18 protein-coding genes are annotated in these 17,987 nt (G+C 53.7%); 6 read left to right on the forward strand and 12 right to left on the reverse strand.

The annotated features are described in order from the left end of the window. Window positions 1-135 precede the first annotated feature (135 nt). The 5 genes from ACIPDS_RS14000 to ftsY form a co-directional block, all read right to left on the reverse strand. Window positions 136-1,401 carry a 4-aminobutyrate--2-oxoglutarate transaminase gene (locus tag ACIPDS_RS14000; RefSeq protein ID WP_400736867.1) on the reverse strand — a complete coding sequence of 422 codons (1,266 nt, stop codon included), beginning with the start codon at window positions 1,399-1,401 and terminating at the stop codon, window positions 136-138. A gap of 272 nt (window positions 1,402-1,673) precedes the next feature. Beyond that, window positions 1,674-2,528, reverse strand: a complete 855-nt coding sequence (gene rpoH / locus ACIPDS_RS14005) for an RNA polymerase sigma factor RpoH (protein ID WP_062775572.1) — start codon at window positions 2,526-2,528, stop codon at window positions 1,674-1,676. A 255-nt stretch (window positions 2,529-2,783) separates the two neighbouring features. Further along, window positions 2,784-3,842, reverse strand: coding sequence for a permease-like cell division protein FtsX (gene ftsX / locus ACIPDS_RS14010; RefSeq protein WP_400736871.1), 1,059 nt, complete (start codon window positions 3,840-3,842; stop codon window positions 2,784-2,786). After that, window positions 3,835-4,503, reverse strand: a complete 669-nt coding sequence (gene ftsE / locus ACIPDS_RS14015) for a cell division ATP-binding protein FtsE (RefSeq protein ID WP_166515396.1) — start codon at window positions 4,501-4,503, stop codon at window positions 3,835-3,837. Before ftsE ends, ftsX begins: the two co-directional genes overlap by 8 nt. Window positions 4,504-4,505: 2 nt before the next feature. After that, window positions 4,506-6,056 (reverse strand): signal recognition particle-docking protein FtsY, encoded by a 1,551-nt coding sequence (gene ftsY / locus ACIPDS_RS14020; protein WP_400736876.1) that lies wholly within the window; start codon window positions 6,054-6,056, stop codon window positions 4,506-4,508. 179 nt (window positions 6,057-6,235) lie between these two features. Between ftsY and rsmD the strand changes: the two genes are divergently transcribed. Together rsmD and ACIPDS_RS14030 are read left to right on the forward strand one after the other, a co-directional pair. Further along, complete coding sequence (gene rsmD / locus ACIPDS_RS14025; protein WP_166515394.1) at window positions 6,236-6,832, forward strand: 16S rRNA (guanine(966)-N(2))-methyltransferase; 597 nt, start codon at window positions 6,236-6,238, stop codon at window positions 6,830-6,832. Continuing rightward, window positions 6,822-7,100, forward strand: coding sequence for a DUF1145 family protein (locus ACIPDS_RS14030; protein WP_166515393.1), 279 nt, complete (start codon window positions 6,822-6,824; stop codon window positions 7,098-7,100). Before rsmD ends, ACIPDS_RS14030 begins: the two co-directional genes overlap by 11 nt. A gap of 52 nt (window positions 7,101-7,152) precedes the next feature. On the opposite strand, the gene ACIPDS_RS14035 is transcribed toward ACIPDS_RS14030, so the two are convergent. The 4 genes from ACIPDS_RS14035 to ACIPDS_RS14050 all read right to left on the reverse strand — a co-directional run bounded on the left by ACIPDS_RS14035 (window position 7,153) and on the right by ACIPDS_RS14050 (window position 9,672). Continuing rightward, window positions 7,153-7,617 (reverse strand): hypothetical protein, encoded by a 465-nt coding sequence (locus ACIPDS_RS14035; RefSeq protein WP_400736881.1) that lies wholly within the window; start codon window positions 7,615-7,617, stop codon window positions 7,153-7,155. 40 nt (window positions 7,618-7,657) lie between these two features. Continuing rightward, complete coding sequence (locus ACIPDS_RS14040; protein ID WP_400736884.1) at window positions 7,658-8,539, reverse strand: hypothetical protein; 882 nt, start codon at window positions 8,537-8,539, stop codon at window positions 7,658-7,660. An 11-nt stretch (window positions 8,540-8,550) separates the two neighbouring features. Beyond that, window positions 8,551-9,030 (reverse strand): Hcp family type VI secretion system effector, encoded by a 480-nt coding sequence (locus ACIPDS_RS14045; protein ID WP_400736887.1) that lies wholly within the window; start codon window positions 9,028-9,030, stop codon window positions 8,551-8,553. A 285-nt stretch (window positions 9,031-9,315) separates the two neighbouring features. Next, the gene (locus ACIPDS_RS14050; protein ID WP_400736890.1) at window positions 9,316-9,672 is read right to left on the reverse strand and encodes a DUF2500 domain-containing protein; all 357 of its coding nucleotides are present in this window, start codon (window positions 9,670-9,672) and stop codon (window positions 9,316-9,318) included. Between the two features lie 141 nt (window positions 9,673-9,813). Here ACIPDS_RS14050 and ACIPDS_RS14055 point away from each other — a divergent pair, with 141 nt between their 5' ends. After that, window positions 9,814-10,440 (forward strand): lysoplasmalogenase, encoded by a 627-nt coding sequence (locus ACIPDS_RS14055; protein ID WP_166515391.1) that lies wholly within the window; start codon window positions 9,814-9,816, stop codon window positions 10,438-10,440. A gap of 78 nt (window positions 10,441-10,518) precedes the next feature. Next, complete coding sequence (gene zntA / locus ACIPDS_RS14060) at window positions 10,519-12,720, forward strand: Zn(II)/Cd(II)/Pb(II) translocating P-type ATPase ZntA (protein ID WP_400736894.1); 2,202 nt, start codon at window positions 10,519-10,521, stop codon at window positions 12,718-12,720. Window positions 12,721-12,901: 181 nt separating this feature from the next. On the opposite strand, the gene ACIPDS_RS14065 is transcribed toward zntA, so the two are convergent. Then, on the reverse strand, window positions 12,902-14,797 hold the full coding sequence (locus tag ACIPDS_RS14065; protein WP_400736897.1) for a bifunctional metallophosphatase/5'-nucleotidase: 1,896 nt from the start codon (window positions 14,795-14,797) through the stop codon (window positions 12,902-12,904). Between the two features lie 198 nt (window positions 14,798-14,995). Continuing rightward, the gene (tusA, locus tag ACIPDS_RS14070) at window positions 14,996-15,241 is read right to left on the reverse strand and encodes a sulfurtransferase TusA (RefSeq protein WP_166515388.1); all 246 of its coding nucleotides are present in this window, start codon (window positions 15,239-15,241) and stop codon (window positions 14,996-14,998) included. Window positions 15,242-15,422: 181 nt separating this feature from the next. Here tusA and ACIPDS_RS14075 point away from each other — a divergent pair, with 181 nt between their 5' ends. After that, the gene (locus ACIPDS_RS14075; protein WP_166515387.1) at window positions 15,423-16,088 is read left to right on the forward strand and encodes a 7-cyano-7-deazaguanine/7-aminomethyl-7-deazaguanine transporter; all 666 of its coding nucleotides are present in this window, start codon (window positions 15,423-15,425) and stop codon (window positions 16,086-16,088) included. A gap of 73 nt (window positions 16,089-16,161) precedes the next feature. Beyond that, window positions 16,162-16,719 (forward strand): DcrB family lipoprotein, encoded by a 558-nt coding sequence (locus ACIPDS_RS14080; protein WP_400736901.1) that lies wholly within the window; start codon window positions 16,162-16,164, stop codon window positions 16,717-16,719. Between the two features lie 33 nt (window positions 16,720-16,752). Here the strand turns inward: ACIPDS_RS14080 and ACIPDS_RS14085 are convergent, their stop codons facing one another. Beyond that, on the reverse strand, window positions 16,753-17,943 hold the full coding sequence (locus ACIPDS_RS14085; RefSeq protein WP_400736904.1) for an MFS transporter: 1,191 nt from the start codon (window positions 17,941-17,943) through the stop codon (window positions 16,753-16,755). Between the last annotated feature and the right edge of the window lie 44 nt (window positions 17,944-17,987).

A 17,987-nucleotide genomic window follows, 5' to 3' on the forward strand; every position in this document is an offset into this window, starting at 1 on the left:
GCCGGTCGTTTGTTGTGTTTTTCTTTTCTGGGCGGGGGCGCGGCCCGGGGGGGGGGGGGGGGGGGGGGCGCGGCCGCGGCGCCCCCCCCCCCCCCCCCCCCCCCCCCCCCCCCCCCCCCGCCGGGAAATGCTCGATTATTCGGTTAATGCCCGTCGAATCACTTCCAGCGCCTGCTGGAACTGCTTCTCAGGAATGGTGAGCGGATAAAGGAAGCGAATCACGTTACCGTAAACCCCACAGCTCAGCAGCAATACCCCTTCGGCTAACGCGCGCTGCTGCACTAGTTTGGTGAATTCCGCTGACGGCTCGCCGCTTTGCGGGTCGATAAATTCGACCGCTACCATTGACCCCACCCCGCGCACATCGGCAATGGCCGGGCAACTTACGCGTGCGGCATTCAGCACTTCAATCAGATGCTGACCCAGATGGTTTGCTCGCGAGCACAGCGCCTCCTCTTCAATCACATCCAGCACCGCATGTGCCGCCGCGATTGCCAATGGATTGCCCGCGTAGGTGCCACCCAGCCCGCCGGGAGCGGGAGCATCCATAACTTCCGCGCGCCCCACGACACCGGAGAGAGGGAAACCACCCGCCAGGCTTTTCGCGATGGTGATGAGATCGGGCTTCACGCTATGGTGTTCCATCGCAAACAGCTCGCCGGTACGGGCAAAACCGGTCTGCACTTCATCGGCAATCAGCAAGATCCCATGGGTATCGCACAGTGCGCGCAGCCCCTGCATAAAGTCAGCGGGTGCAACAACGAAACCGCCTTCCCCCTGAATGGGTTCAACAATAATCGCTGCCACCTGATCGGGGGCAATATCCGCTTTGAAGATGTGGGCCAGGCTTTTCAGCGCCATCTCGGTGGTCACACCGTGGGCAGCATTCGGGTAGACCCCGTGATAGACCGAGCCGGGGAACGGGCCAAAGCCGATTTTATACGGTGCCACTTTGCCGGTCAGCGCCATGGTCATAAAGGTGCGCCCATGGAAGCCGCCGCCGAAGGTAATCAACCCCGGGCGTTTGGTGTAGGCACGGGCAATTTTAACCGCGTTTTCGACCGCTTCTGCGCCGGTACTAAAGAAGGCAGTCTTGGCGTTGCCCTCAATAGGCGCCGCGTCATTAATACGTTCTGCTAACGTTACATAGCTTTCATACGGGACAATCTGGTAGGCGGTATGGGTGAATGCTTTGAGCTGATTCTCCACGGCAGTAATCACCTGCGGATGACGATGACCGGTATTGAGCACCGCAATTCCAGCGGCAAAATCGATATACTCATTCCCTTCGATATCCCACAGCGTGGCATTTTCCGCGCGTTCCGCGTAGAAATCACACATCACGCCAACACCGCGCGGCGTTGCCTGTACACGCCGATGATTCAGTGACTCGTTACTCACGATAAACCCCCTGCCGTTAAAAGACGGAAAAATACGTAGCGCTTATTTAGTCTTTGCCATCGGCTTCATTCCCGCCAGCAGTAAAAGGGAAATAAACAGAGGAAAGCGTGATGACGGTGGGATTATCGGAGTGACGAACCCGTAGGCCCGATAAGCGTAGCGCCATCGGGCAGGTCGGCACAGATTGCCGGATGGCGGCGACGCCTTATCCGGCCTACAAAAAACAAAACCCCCGAATTTGCATTCGAGGGTTCAGTGGGCGCGTTTAATAATCAGGCTTCGATAGCCGCGCGCAGTTTTTTCATCGCATTCTTTTCAAGCTGACGAACACGCTCGGCGGAAACGCCATAACGGTCGGCCAGTTCTTGCAGCGTGGACTTGTTGTCTTCGTCCAGCCAGCGGGCGCGGATGATGTCCTGGCTACGTTCGTCCAGGCCCTGCATCGCGTCGGTCAGCTTATTGGCTGCCTGCTCTTCCCAGTTATCGTCTTCAATGCCGTCGGCAAAGTTGGACGATTTGTCCTGCAGGTAGAGCACCGGTGCAACGGCATGGCTTTCGGAATCGTCGTCAGACGACATATCAAACGCCATATCCTGTGCCGACATACGCGATTCCATTTCGCGCACATCTTTGCTGGAAACACCCAGCTCACGTGCCACCATCTCAACTTCATCCTGGTTGAACCAGCCCAAACGCTGCTTGTTTTTACGCAGGTTAAAGAACAGCTTACGCTGTGCTTTGGTGGTCGCAACTTTGACGATACGCCAGTTACGCAGCACGTATTCGTGGATTTCCGCTTTGATCCAATGCACGGCAAAGGAGACCAGGCGCACGCCTACTTCAGGGTTAAAGCGACGTACCGCTTTCATCAGGCCAATGTTGCCTTCCTGAATCAGGTCCGCCTGCGGCAGGCCATAGCCCGAATAATTACGAGCAATATGAACAACAAAGCGCAGGTGTGATAGGATCAGCGTTTTCGCCGCTTCCAGATCGCCCTCATAATGCAGTCTTTCAGCCAGCGCCTTTTCTTCATCAGCCGTCAACATCGGCCATGTGTTCGCAGCCCGGATATAAGATTCCAGGTTACCGACAGGGGCTAACGCTAAATTACGCATATCTTTGATCATTCAAATCCTCTCAATTCACTTCATGCTGGCGGAGGCTTGTCGACAAACACAACAAACATGCCAGGCTCTAGAGCCGCGAGAATAACATCCGCTCTTTTATCAGACAGTGAGTTTATCCACAAGTTCAATGCAACAGTGTGAATAAATTACGCACAAAATGTGACACGCGATAGCCGCGAGGGCAGAAAGATGGGGTTCAAAACGCATCCCCTGCGGACGTAAGTCGTCGCAGGGGACAATTATAACAGAACTTTTTTAATCGGGGGTAAAGTGGCGTAAATGTTGTACCGTGGCAAGCCACGCTGCCACCCAGCCAATCATTGAACTGAGCAATAAAAGCAGTAAACATTCATCAAACGACAGGCCGCTTAGCTCAAACTGCGTGCCGAATACCCGCGCGACTTCAGTCACCGCCGATGACAGACGCATCACCAGAATTTCCGACAAAATCAACGACAAGAACGAGCCGGAGAAACCGAGCAGCGCACCGCCATAGAGGAACGGACGCAGGATAAATCCATCCGTTGCGCCAATCAGCTTCTGCACGTTGATGCTGTCACGACGGGCGAAGATGCTCAGACGCACGCTGTTACCAATGACGAGGAAGACGGCTGCCACCATCAGCACGCCGATCATCGCCGACACGCGTCCTACCAGCCCCGTAATCGACGCCAGACGGGAGAACCAGCTGTCATCCATACGCACTTCGTTAACGCCCTGCACCTGCGACACTCGGTCGCGCAGAGTGTTTAAGGCATCCGTTGTCTGGAAGTCGATTTTCGGGATCACCACCGCCACGGCGGGCAGCGGGTTTTCCTCAAGCATATCCAGCGCGCCACCAAAACCTGACCAGTTACGGAATTCACCCAGCGCTTCGTCGCGAGACAGATAGTTAACCTTGTCGACGCCCTGCTCGGCCTGAAGCTGCCCGACCACTCTGGCAGCAGCATCGTCATCCAGGGTTTTCTCCAGATAAACGGTGATCTGCGGCGACGGATAGTACTGAGACGCTGCGGTGTTGACGTTTTTGTAGACCATGTAACAGACGCTTGGCAGCGTCAGGGAGATGGCGATCACCATCACCGTCAGGAAGGTCGCAAGCGGCTTGCTTTTCAGATCCTGAACGGCACCTTGCCAGGCGTAGCGTACCTGCTCGTTAAAGACGTTGGTTTTACGCGAGTTCGGTTTAGGCGCAGGCTTTCCGCGCTTTGGCGGCTGGCGCCCGTTGTCGCCGGGGGCCGTGACCGATTTACGGAAACGGTCAAGGCGACCGCCGAACTGGCGAATCTGGTTGATTGCATCGCGCTTATTCACTCGTCAGGCCTCCATGCAAGTGACCGTCGCTCAACGTCAGCATACGGTACGAACGACGCGAAATCAGATTCAGGTCGTGCGTCGCCATCAGTACCGTTACGCCAACGCGGTTAAACTCTTCAAACAGGCGCAGAATGCCTTCCGATAACGCATCGTCAAGGTTACCGGTCGGTTCATCCGCCAGCAGTACGGCAGGTTTATTCACCACTGCGCGGGCAATCCCCACGCGCTGCTGTTCACCGCCTGAGAGCTGAATCGGGAGGTTTTTCGCTTTATCGAGCAGACCAACTTTATCCAGCGCCGCCGATACGCGACGACGAATGTCGTCGTAACTGGCGCCTGCGATAATCAGCGGGATCGCCACGTTATCAAACACGGTACGGTCCATCAGCAAGTGGTGATCCTGGAAAATCATGCCGATCTGGCGACGCAGAAACGGCACCTCACGGTTTTTCAAACGGCTGATATCATGACCGCCGAATAAAATTTTCCCGGCGCTTGGCCGCTCAATCCCACAGATAAGCTTCAGCAAAGTACTTTTACCTGCACCGGAATGACCGGTCAGGAATGCCATCTCGCCCGGCTGCAGATGGAACGTGACGCCCTGCAGCGCTTGTCTCCCGCCGAGATAGGCTTTGCTGACGTGTTCAAAGCGAATCATGATTAATCCTCTCGGGCAAAAAGTGCCTCAATAAAATCGCCCGCTTTAAACGGACGCAAGTCCTCAATACGTTCGCCGACGCCGATATAACGAATCGGGATGCCGAACTGGTCTGCCACGGAGAATATCACCCCGCCTTTGGCAGTTCCGTCGAGTTTGGTCAGCGTAATGCCGGTCAGGCCCACCGCTTCATGGAACAGTTTGGCCTGGCTAATGGCATTCTGCCCGGTGCTGGCGTCAATCGTCAGCATGACTTCATGCGGCGCATCGACGTCGAGCTTTTTCATCACGCGGACGATTTTCTTCAGCTCTTCCATCAGATGCGATTTGTTCTGCAAGCGCCCGGCGGTGTCTGCAATCAACACATCGACGTTACGCGCTTTCGCCGCCTGAATGGCATCGAAAATTACCGAGGCGGAATCCGCACCGGTATGCTGGGCAATCACCGGGATGTTGTTACGCTCGCCCCATACCTGAAGCTGCTCAACGGCTGCCGCACGGAAGGTATCGCCTGCTGCCAGCATCACCGTTTTACCCTGCTGCTCGAACTGACGCGCCAGCTTGCCGATGGTGGTGGTTTTACCCACGCCATTCACACCCACCATTAAAATAACGAATGGGGTTTTGCCTTCAATATTAAGCGGTTCATCCACTTTTGCGAGGATTTCACCCATTTCATCTTTCAGCAGGCCATAAAGCGCTTCAGCATCGTGAAGCTGTTTGCGGCTGGCTGTTTCGGTCAGGCTGGTGATGATCTTACGGGTGGTGTCCACGCCAACGTCGGCAATCAGCAACTGCTCTTCCAGCTCTTCAAACAGATCGTCGTCTATTTTCTTGCCGCGGAATAGACTGATAAATCCTGAACCGAGATTTTCTTTCGTTTTTAACAAGCTGCGTTTCAGACGCGCGAAGAAACCTTCTTTGGTTGGTTTTTCCTGCTCTTGCTGCTGGGCAACGGACGCTTCTTCCGCCGGTTCAGCTTCCAGCGCCTGGGCTTCGAGTTCTTCGTCAGTCAGCTCGGCTTCTGCGATGTCTTCCGGGGCCACGGTTTCAACAACCGGCAGTTCTTCCACCAGTACGGGCGTAATATCTTCAGCGACTGGCGGCTCTTCTACGGCAACTGGCGCGTTGTCTTCAACGACCGGCAGTTCTTCAACCAGCACGGGCGTAACATCTTCTGCAACCGGCGGCTCTTCGACGGCGGCCGACACGTTGTCTTCGACCACCGGCAGTTCTTCCACCGGAACCGGCACGGCATCGTCAACCACTGGCTGCTCAGCTTCACTCTGGGCAACCTGCTCAGTGACTTCAACCACATCAGCGGCAAACACTTCGCTCTCTGCAACCGTATGTGGGGCAGGCGTCTCTTCCGCGACGGCTTCCGTTACGACAGTTTCTGAATCCTGTTCTGCAGCCGGTGCTTCAGGTGTAACAACCGACGCATCTACCGCCGACTGTTCTTCAATTTTTTCTTCTGATTCAACAACCTGATCCTGTTCTTTTTGACCAAAGCCCAGCCAGGAAAAAAAACCACGTTTTTTCTCTTTTGCCATTTGCGACCACACTCCCCGTTGCTCATTGATGGCGCCACTTCGCCATAATCGACGCGAAGGCTGAAATAATGATGAAATTAGTCGGTTAGTCTACCACTTAACTTCCCAGGCTTCACCGCTTTCACCCGGCAGAGCAGATCGCTAGAATAGCAGGCTGAAAGAGCGATCAGAGCGAGCAAATGAAAAAACCAACCTCCGGCGGCAGTGGCCAGATCCGCATTATTGGCGGGCAATGGCGTGGCCGCAAACTTCCTGTCCCCGACAGCCCAGGTCTTAGACCCACCACCGACCGCGTGCGTGAAACCCTTTTTAACTGGCTGGCCCCGTCGATGGTCGACGCCCGCTGCCTGGATCTCTTCGCCGGAAGCGGTGCGCTCGGACTAGAAGCACTCTCCCGCTACGCCGCCAGCGCCACGCTGCTGGAGATGGAGCGTCACGTTGCTCAACAGCTACAAAAAAATCTGGCGACGCTTAAGGCGACACAGGGCAAAGTGGTCAACACCAACACCCTCACCTTTCTCGCGCAAAACGGGACGCCGCACGATGTGGTCTTTGTCGACCCACCGTTTCGTAAAGGACTGCTTGAAGAAACCTTAAACCTGCTCGAATCAAACGGCTGGTTGGCGAATAACGCGCTAATCTACGTAGAAAGCGAAGTGGAAAATGGCCTACCGCCGGTTCCCGCCAGTTGGGATCTGCATCGGGAAAAAATTGCCGGTCAGGTAGCTTATCGCCTCTATCATCGTGAAGTGCAGGGAGAAAAGGATGCTGATTAATCTGGGACGTTTGTTGATGCTCTGCGTGTGGGGATTCCTGCTGCTGAATTTATTCCAGCCGTTCCCGCGCCCGCTGAATATTTTCGTCAACGTCGCGCTGATCTTTATGGTGCTGATGCACGGTATGCAGATGGCGCTATTGCAGTCGACGATGCCCAAAGACGGCCCGCAGATGACGCGCGGCGAAAAGGTGCGCATCTTCCTGTTTGGCGTGTTTGAGCTGCTGATATGGCAGAAGAAAATTAGCGCGGATTTGAAGAAGAAATAATGAGAACGCCCGATGAGGATGAACTTATCGGGCGTTAAGCGCCGTAAATTTTCTATTGATGTGGAGGGATGGAATCGAGTTTGTCATTCAGTTCATTTACCGCTTTGACTCCTCCATTATCCCAGGCTTCTTTCATTTGCTCGCAAATTGATTTACTTTTTGCGTAGTAGATACCTGAAAATGCCCCGCTGCCATCACAGTAAGTATAATCAGTACTGAGTGGGTAGATGTTTAGCACAATTGAAAGAACAGTACCTAACACAAGGGCGATACCTCCATATGCCAGAGCAATAATTAACCCATGGTAGAGAAACCTGTAGGGCATCAGGCCCCTTGAGCAAACTGCGCACAAATAGAAAAAAACATAATAAATGCCAGTAGGCAGAACAAGGAGAATAGGTATTGAACGCCAGTTTAGGTAGACAATACTTCTTGATTTCACAATCCCCATAATATCATCAATTGCTATTTCGTAGGCATCATAAAGCCCATAGGAAATAAACGCCATACCCAACAAAATTATAATCCTGCTTTTTACAGGTGTACGTAAGTCCAACCTAATACCCCCCTCGCAATATATCCCTACCAATACCCAATGAGTGTTTATTATTCCACTCCTCAATCCGTTGTTGTTCTTTTAATGCATTACGGATACATTCAATTAATTTTTTTGACAATTTATTATTTTCATCAAAACTAGCAAGTTTATTAGTAATAATAAATCCAATAACGACGACAATAACAATCTCCCCCCATATTGGCACAGCCAAACTTGCAGGTAATAATCCCGTCAATAGCGTCACACCTCCAGCAATCACCTCAGTAGCAAAAATCGTCACAACCACCTTAGCCACATCCATGGTGATATTCCCCAAAAAAGCGGCAACATCATGATCGGATCGGAAGATGAGCTCTATCAACCGCCAGCAAGCCGAAAACCAGATGCAAAACCTTGCCCCAGAAATCAATCCGGCTCGAAGTCCGGCTTTACCAATACCTAGCTCCAGAACTTTTGGGTGGTTAATGCCGTAACGGGTACCGTTAAGAATCCGTCGTAGAGAGGGGTAGCCAGTAATTTTCACATACATCTTCCCGCCATAAGAGTATTGAATCGCTTTAATCCCCCGCCCCTTTAGCGTGAATACAATCCTGCCAGCATCTCGATACGAAAACAGTTTCACAATATTCTCCGTACCACCCGCTGCATCTTTAATATTCCCTGCATAGGTGGTAACCCGAGACATGCCATCGCTTCTTAATAGATCGTCGATAACCCCCTGCGCTTCCTCAAGCGATAGCAAAATAATGTGTTGCGCATCCTTATCTATTCGCTCTTTGAATGCTCTGATATCATCCTCAAAACGACGGACAAGCTGCCGGTTATTCCCCCGCAGAAGGTCATTCGCATTTTTATCAATCCCATCGGTATAACCCACCATCTGGTATTCCCTTAATAAACACGATCTTCCCAAAAGCTATATCCACTGGTGCCGGCGATATGATGATCCCAATTAATTGATTCATAAGACAACTCGATCGACTCCTCGGGTTGTCCTGCGCTATCATCAATAGTGTGTGGAACATGCAGGTGGATGCTTGAAATTCTGGCATTGGTCAACTTAATCGTATAATAAAGCTCGTTAAATCCCATCCGGTTGGTCCGATAGAAACTAAAGTCACAGGTTAGCGTTTCATTTTCATTGATCGCTTTTCCCAGCAAAGGTGAGGCCTTATCAATAGGCTTTATCAACGTTAATGACTGGTGTCCTACATTCTGCTCACGCGTCATTCCATATGAAATGTCCATCACCATAATCTGATCGCAGTGTGCTACCTGAGCTTTATTGCCAATTGAGTCAACGGTTGAACAGCCTGCTGAAATTAACCCCTGGGATTGACCATTCAGGGTTAACCAGATTGTATTTGCCATATAATTCCCTTATTCATAGATTCGAATAATAGTTCATCATGATAAATAACTTTAGCAATATTGAAGTTACAGCGTGGCTCACGCCCAGGTAAAACAATACCTATAGCGTACAAAAGAAATAGTGACCAACCCTGTATTTTTAACTGCAATTGGAAGTGAATTAAAAGAAAAAAACTGAGGTTCGTATATTTAATTTCGATTCATCATAAAGCATCATTATAGTTATCAATATATAAAATCATTTCGTCACTTAAGTGGTATCACTAAAAGTGACGATAACGTTCTTCACTGGGCCACAAACCCAACAAAGCGTGACCCCTTATAGCTGAGCACCCCTTTGTCCCCTACCGTCAGCTGATGATACTGCGCAGCCTCGACGCGAAATCTCATCTCCAGACCGCCCTGTTCCGGCTTAAAGCTGACGTCATAGCGCATTTCGCTGCCCGCTGGCGCCACCGCCTGCTGACGTGAACGACGATCGTTAAGCACTTTTTCCCGTTTGTTACTCACCACAACCCGTTTTTGCATCAGCGGCGCGGCGTCGTTATCCATTTTTTCCCGGCGCTGCTGAACGTAGCGAAACGAAGCCGCAATGACGATAACCGCGACGACGATGACGAAAAACAGAGGCATCTTGCTCATATCAGGTTCTCATAAGAATTTACGCAAATCATAGTAAACGACGCATCCAATCATTGTCATCTGGTCGTCCACACTACTACACTGGACATTCAGGGCTGACGACACAGCACCTACTAATGATAGCGGATACAGGGACTTAATATGCTTTGGTCGTTTATCGCAGTTGTTTTTTCTGGATGGCTCTACGTTGATGCCTCCTATCGTGGCCCAACCTGGCAGCGCTGGGTGTTCAAGCCTATCACCTTAATCTTACTGCTCCTGCTTGCCTGGCAGGCACCGATGTTCAACGCCATCAGTTATCTGGTGCTGGCAGGTCTGTGCGCTTCGCTGGTCGGCGATGCGTTAACGCTTCTCCCTCGTGAGCGCACGTTGTACGCCATTGGGGCGTTTTTCCTCTCCCATCTGCTTTATACCATTTGGTTTGCAGGCCAGCTGACCTTCACCTTCTTCTGGCCGCTGCCGTTGATTCTGCTGGTAATTGGCGTGCTGCTACTGGCGGTCATCTGGACACGGCTTGAAGAGATGAAGCTACCGGTGCTGGCCTTCGTCGGCATGACGCTGGTGATGGTGTGGGTAGCGGGCGAACTGTGGTTCCTGCGCCCAACCGATACCGCACTCTCAGGGTTCTTCGGCGCAGCGCTGTTGCTGCTGGGTAATATTGTGTGGCTGGGCAGTCATTATCGTCGCCGTTTCCGTGCCGATACCGCAATTTATGCCGCCTGCTACTTTGCCGGACATTTCTTTATCGTCCGCGCACTTTATTTGTAGTTCTTTGCTTGACTCTGGAGTCGACTCCAGAGTGTATGCTGCGCTTAATGAAACAACGATCATTAACCGGAGGATACGATGTCGACTCCAGAGACGCATGACAAAAAAGCCCCACAGTTTTCCTCATTCAAGCTCGCCCCTGCCGCACAGACGCAGGATGATTGCTGCTGTGACAGCCAGTGCGCCACCTCGGAACCGGCGATTGCAACCGATCTTGCTGCGCGCTACAGCTGGGTGGTGAACGGTATGGACTGCGCCGCCTGCGCCCGTAAGGTCGAAACCGCCGCCAGTCAGGTTGCTGGCGTCAAACAAGCCAAAGTCGTGTTCTCCACGGAAAAGCTGCTGGTCGATGCTGACGAAGATGTCCGCGCGCAAATCGAGAAAGCGGTCAGCGCGGCAGGTTATACCTTGCGCAGCGAGGACGATATCGCGCCAGAAATCCCTGAATCTCGCTTAAAAGAAAACCTGCCGCTGATAGCGCTGGTTGTGATGATGGCGATCAGTTGGGGGCTGGAGCAGTTCAACCATCCGCTCGGCAACCTGGCGTTTATCGCCACGACGCTCGTCGGCCTGTTCCCCATTGCGCGTCAGGCGCTGCGCCTGATTAAAAGCGGCAGCTGGTTTGCCATTGAAACCCTGATGAGCGTGGCTGCCATTGGCGCGCTGTTTATCGGTGCCACGGCGGAAGCTGCCATGGTGCTACTGCTGTTTTTAATCGGCGAGCGGCTCGAAGGCTGGGCGGCAAACCGCGCGCGTCAGGGCGTCAGCGCGCTGATGGCGCTCAAACCCGATACCGCGGTGCGCGTTCGTGATGGTCAACGCGAAACGGTCGCGCAGAAAGATTTACAGCCGGGTGATGTGATTGAAGTGGCTGCCGGTGGGCGTCTGCCTGCCGACGGTAAACTCATCACGCCGTTTGCCAGCTTTGATGAGAGCGCCTTGACCGGTGAATCAATTCCGGTTGAGCGTAGCGCGGGCGAAAGCGTGCCGGCGGGGGCCACCAGTGCCGACCGTCTGGTGCAGCTTAGCGTTATTTCAAAGCCCGGCGACAGCGCCATTGACCGTATTCTTCGTTTGATTGAAGAAGCCGAGGAGCGCCGTGCGCCTATCGAGCGCTTTATCGACCGCTTCAGCCGTATTTATACTCCGGTGATTATGGCGATTGCGCTGCTGGTCGCTCTGGTGCCGCCGCTGCTGTTTTCTGCCTCCTGGGAAGAGTGGATTTATAAGGGGCTGGCCCTGCTACTGATTGGTTGTCCGTGCGCGCTGGTAATCTCAACGCCAGCGGCTATCACCTCGGGCCTGGCAACCGCAGCACGTCAAGGCGCGCTGATTAAAGGCGGCGCGGCGCTGGAGCAGTTGGGCAGCATTAGCCAGATGGCTTTTGATAAAACCGGCACCCTAACGCTGGGTAAACCACAGGTGACGGCGGTTTATCCTACCGCTTCTCTGGACGAAGAAAACCTACTGGCGATAGCCGCCGCGGTAGAACAAGGTTCAACTCACCCGCTGGCGCAGGCGATAGTGCGTGAAGCACAGCAGCGTAACCTGAACATTCCACTAGCAATGTCACAGCGCACGCTGGTCGGTTCCGGGATTGAGGCCGAGGTCAACGGGCAGCACATTGTTATCTGTGCCGCGGGCAAATTCCCGGCAGCGGCACAGCAAGAACAGATTCAGCAGCTTGAAAGTCAGGGTAACACCGTCGTACTGGTGACGCGCGACGATACGCTTCTCGGGATCCTGGCGCTGCGCGACACGGTGCGTGAAGATGCCCGTCAGGCGATCGACGGTCTTCGCGAGCTGGGGATCCAGGGCGTTATCCTGACCGGCGATAATCCGCGCGCGGCGGCAGCGATTGCCGATGAGTTAGGCATGAAGTACCGCGCCGGGCTGCTGCCCGCCGATAAGGTCAAAGAGGTGACGGCGCTTAACGCCCAGGGCCCTCTGGCAATGGTTGGCGATGGCATCAACGATGCTCCGGCAATGAAAGCGGCGGCGATGGGGATTGCGATGGGCAGCGGCACCGACGTGGCGCTGGAGACCGCCGACGCGGCGCTGACCCACAACCGGTTAACCGGACTGGTGCAGATGATTCGTCTGGCACGCGCCACCCATGCCAACGTGCGGCAAAACATTGCTATCTCGCTGGGACTTAAAGGCATTTTCCTGGTAACCACCCTGCTGGGGATGACCGGGCTGTGGCTGGCGGTAATGGCAGATACCGGGGCGACGGTACTGGTGACGCTGAACGCGTTACGCCTGCTGCGCAGGAAATAGTGTGCGGCCATAATGCCGGGTGGCGGCTCCGCCTTACCCGGCCTACAGGTTACCCGACATCCGCTACCCCGTAGGCCTGAAAGCTGCGCGCCATCAGGCACCCGGTAAGAATACATCCACTACCCCGTAGGCCTGAAAGCTGCGCGCCATCAGGCAACAGGCTTACTCACGCTCCAGATGCTTAACCGTTAATCGCCTCAAGTATCACCAGCTCATCGCTCACCCGCTTTTTCGCCACCGGCGAGCGAGCTGCCGCCAGCTCGGCCTGCAACGCCGCCTGCTTTTGCTTTTTCGCCTGCGGGTCGCTAAACAGCAGCCCCTTCACATTGAACGATGCCACGTTGTAATAACGTCCATCGTCGCTGGTTGGGACGCTGATTTTGCCCTCGTTTAGCAGTTTTTCGACGATTTTACGCTCACGTTCATAACCTTCCAGACCGACCAACTGCCAGCGCTGTACCACCTGCCCCTGATACTGACCCTTTTTCACATCAGTCAGATAACGAATGGTTAGGTTGCGAATGGTGCCCGCCTCCTCACCGTATTCCACTTTCGTATCCGACAGCACCGGGAACTGCATGCCTTCCAGCGCCCCGCCTTTTTGCGTCAGATGCCCCATACGGTAGCTGTTCATCCCCAGACGAATGGGCGTGCTGTCCGTCACCGGCGTGCCGTCAGCCATTTTCAGGTCACGGATACGCTGACCGGCAGGCTGACGAAGGTCGATTTTATAGGTCACGCCGTCGAAGAAATCATTGGTGGAATATTTAGAGGCCCGGCGCTGCGGGTTAAAACTGTAGGTCACGTCGCCATCATGGAGCTGATTAAAATAGCCCGCCGACCACTCCATATACTTCTTCAGCTCTTTGCCCGTCAGTTGATAAACGGTGATTTCACCGCCCGCATACTGATAGTTAAAGGCGATATCTTTTGCCGTAATAGTTCCGACGTTTAATTTCGGCTGGTCGTTATCAATTTGCAGCGCAATCACCTGGGCTTTCGGCGCGTAATGACGGCTGGCTTCCTGATACAGCTTGCTGATGCCAGTATCCTGGATATGCACCTGCGGAATATCCTTCACCGCATCCTGCGGCACCAGATCCTGACCGGTGAGTTGGGCTATCGGTCGATTGGCGTTAGCGCGCAATATTTTGTGATAAGGCTGATAAATCGCTTCCAGCGGCGCATCGGATTTCATGCCTTTGATGGAATAGGTGTAGCTGTCTTTGTTAATCAGCACATACTTGCCGTTATGCTGCTCAAACTGCAAATCGATACGCGACAGCGCGCGACCGTATTTATCCGGTTCGGTGACAATAACGCCATTAATCACCTCTTTATCCACTTTTACGTGCATATGCCCGGCGACGATAGCCGCCAGTTCTGGGTTCGCTCGCGCAATATCGCCGACGCCGGTGCCCGGTCGCTGGTTCTCGTTATCAATCCCCATATGCGCCACCAGCACGATGGCATCTACTTGTCCCTGAATCTGCTCAATAGTTTGTTTCACCGCGCCAACTGGATCGGTAAAGTTAAGCCCTTTTACCCGGTCAGTGCCTTTCGCAAATTCGGCGGTCATCGGCGTATCCATGCCAATAATGCCAATCTTCACCCCTTGCCGTTCGATGATTTTGTAAGCCGGTAAATAGGGTTTGCCGCTGTCCCAGAGGATATTGCCGGCAAGTGCCGTCCCTTTAAACTGGTTAAGCGAGGTCGACAGCGATTTCAGACCGAAGTCGAATTCATGGTTCCCCATCACCCAGACGTCATAGTCCAGAGCGTTAAAACCTAAGATCATCGGACTGGTTTTGTCGTTCTTGAAGGTTTCGACAAAGTTGCCCTGAATGGTGTCACCCGCGTCAACCAGAATGACGTTGGGCTGTTCATGCCGCACCTGGCGAATCTGGGTGGCAATCTGACTCAGACTGCCCGCCAGATTTTCAGTATCCGTTGAGTAGTCCCACGGAACGAAGGTGCCATGGAGATCGGAGGTGCCGAGGATAGTGATATTGACGGGTTCAGCCATCGCCGCAGAGGTACCGAAGCAAAGTAAAAGCGCAAGAAACGATTTTTTCATTGTTATTTGATGTGCCGAAAGGGAATCGAGGAGAAATTATGCGATTCACATCAAGATTTATACCAGCAACTTTACAGGGCAAACAGTGAAACTGAGAGGCAGCTCAAGCTCGGGGAGTTTAGCAATGCGGGATGACAGCCACGCCGGACAAACCACGAAAAATCAATACATTGTAGGTTGTCGCAGGCGCAGCAAATATTAATGGCTTTTGCGCAGCAGATATTGATACGGCAGCGACTCGGTCTGCTCAGCAATCAGCTCATGTTCCATGAAACGGCAAAAGCCGGGAATATCACGCGTGGTGGCAGGGTCGTCGGCAATAATCAGCAGCGTTTCGCCCACCGGCATCGTCCGCACGGTTTTGCGTACCATCATCACCGGTTCCGGGCAGCGTAGCCCTTGGGCATCTAAGGTATGGTCTGGGCGGGTAAACAAATCGGTCATGAGAATCTCGTGGTCAGAAAAAACGGCCTTAGTTTACGCTGACGGTCTGGCAACGCAACAAGGTTAACGATTGCGCGAAAAACAACCATTGCAATGAGGCGGGAAAGCAGTATTATTCCGCCCCTGCAATGGGTTTGCAGATTATTGGGTTCCCTCACCCCAACCACTAAAAAGGTACAATATGACTCCCTTTACTTCGCTACAGCGCCGACATGCGCTGGTTTGGCTATCGCTATTCCATTTACTGGTGATCACCTCCAGTAACTATCTGGTGCAGCTGCCGGTTTCCATTTTCGGCTTCCATACCACTTGGGGCGCGTTTAGCTTTCCGTTTATTTTCCTGGCCACCGACCTCACCGTGCGGATTTTCGGCGCACCGCTGGCGCGACGCATTGTGTTCGCCGTGATGATCCCGGCGCTGATGATCTCCTACGTTATTTCTGCTCTGTTTTATATGGGCGAATGGCAGGGGTTTGGCGCGCTCGCACACTTCAACCTGTTCGTTGCGCGAATCGCGGCCGCCAGCTTTATGGCGTATGCGCTAGGGCAGATCCTCGATGTCCACGTGTTTAACCGTCTGCGTCAAAGCCGTCATTGGTGGTTGGCCCCTACGGCTTCCACGCTGTTCGGTAATATCAGCGACACGCTGGCGTTCTTCTTTATCGCGTTCTGGCGCAGCACCGATCCTTTTATGGCGGCGCACTGGGTGGAAATCGCCCTTGTTGACTACACCTTTAAAGTGCTCATTAGCATTGCGTTCTTCCTGCCAATGTATGGCGTACTGTTGAATATGCTGATGAAAAGGCTGGCAGATAAATCTGATTTATCCGTAGTACAGCCCGGCTAAGAGTTCATGACATTGGTTGTGATAAGATAGATAAATGAGCCGTTAGTGGCTGTTTATCGAAAGGAAGAAGTCAATGCGCAAATTGGTGAAATATGTTGGTATTGGCCTGCTGGTCGCGGGTCTTGCTGCCTGTGATAACAGCGATACCAGCACCCCCGCACAGGGTTCGGCTGCCGCAAGTGACGCCGCCGGGCAGGCCATCAGCCTGTTAGACGGTAAGGTAGGCTTCACGTTACCTGCCGGTATGAGCGATCAGAGCGGCAAATTGGGGACGCAAAGCAACAACATGCACGTTTACTCCGACGCGACCGGCCAGAAAGCGGTCATCGTTATCGTGGGTGATGGGACTAACGAAGATCTGGCCGTCATGGCAAAACGCCTGGAAGAACAGCAGCGCAACCGCGATCCGCAGCTGCAGGTGGTGACCAATAAATCCATCGACGTAAAAGGCCACCCCCTTCAGCAGCTCGACAGCATTATCTCTGCTAAAGGCCAGACCGCTTACTCTTCCGTGGTTCTCGGTAAAGTCGACGGCAAACTGCTGACCATTCAGGTCACGCTGCCAGCGGACAATCAGCAGCAGGCGCAGACCGCTGCGGAAAACATCATTAATACTTTAGTCATCAACTAATTCTCTATGATGTTGAAATGGCCTCTCGCGTCGTTACGCCAGAGGCCGTTTTTTTAATTGCCACCCCAACAACAGGGCCACGGTAACCAACCCCGCCGCCGCGATATAGATTGTCGACACTCCCATATACGCCATCATCAACCCCGCCAGCGGCCCGGTTATCCCTAACGAAAGATCCATAAAGACGGTATAGGTTGCCAGCGCCGCCCCCTGGTTTTGCGGCGGCACGGCTTTGACGGCCACCACGCCGAGCGCCGGGAATACGAGCGAGAATCCCGCCCCCGCCAGAAACGTGCCGATTTTTGCCAGCAACGGCGCGGTTGCGAAACCGACTAACAGCAGGCCCAGAATCTCAACGGAGAAACAGATCATCGCCACATTCAGTCCACCCAAGCGATTGATGCCGTTAGGGAACAGCAGTCGCGTACCGACGAACGCGCAGCTAAACAGGGTGAGCGCGAAAGCCGCGCCATCCCAGCCTTTAGCATCGTAAAACAGGGTGATAAAGGTGGCGATAACGCCAAACCCGGCGGACGAGAGCGCCAGCGCCATACCGTAGGGCCATACGCGGCCCAGCACCGCGCGAAACGACATCGGCTTGCCTTTTGTGGCCTTCACTTCGGCGCGCGGCAGCGCCGCCAGAATCGCCACCGCGGCAACGGCCATGATGGCCAGCGCCAATCCTTGTAGGCCGATATAGCGGTAGCACATCACGCCCAGCGGCGCGCCCATAGCCATCGCGCCATAGGTGACAATCCCGTTCCAGGAGATCACGCGCCCAATATGCGGCGCGCCAACCACGCCAACGCCCCAGAGGGTTGAGCCCGTTCCGGCGAAACTTTGCCCGATGCCGAGGATCACGCGTCCTGAACACAACAGCACCAGGCTTACGAGCGGCCAGTCGCTGCCTAACGACGCCAGTAAATAGCCCAGACCGCTGAGAAAGCAGCCGCAGAGGCCAAAGACGACGATTTTTTTCGGCCCGAGTTGATCCGCATAACGTCCAGCATGAGGACGGCTAAGTAGCGTGGCGAAATATTGCAGACTAATAACCAACCCCGCCCAGAAAGCGCTAAATCCCATGACATCATGGACATAGCCGGGCAATACCGCCAACGGCAGGCCAATGGTGAGATAGCTGGCGAAATTGAAAATAACGACGGAGACAATACGCAGGTTGAGACGCAAGCCGCTAAGCTGCCCCTCTGCGTCGGCCGCAGACATAGATAATCCCTTATAGGTGCAACGAAAAAGGCATTATTGCATAT

Source organism: Kluyvera sp. NPDC087067, from assembly GCF_044745165.1.
Taxonomy (GTDB): Bacteria; Pseudomonadota; Gammaproteobacteria; order Enterobacterales; family Enterobacteriaceae; genus Kluyvera.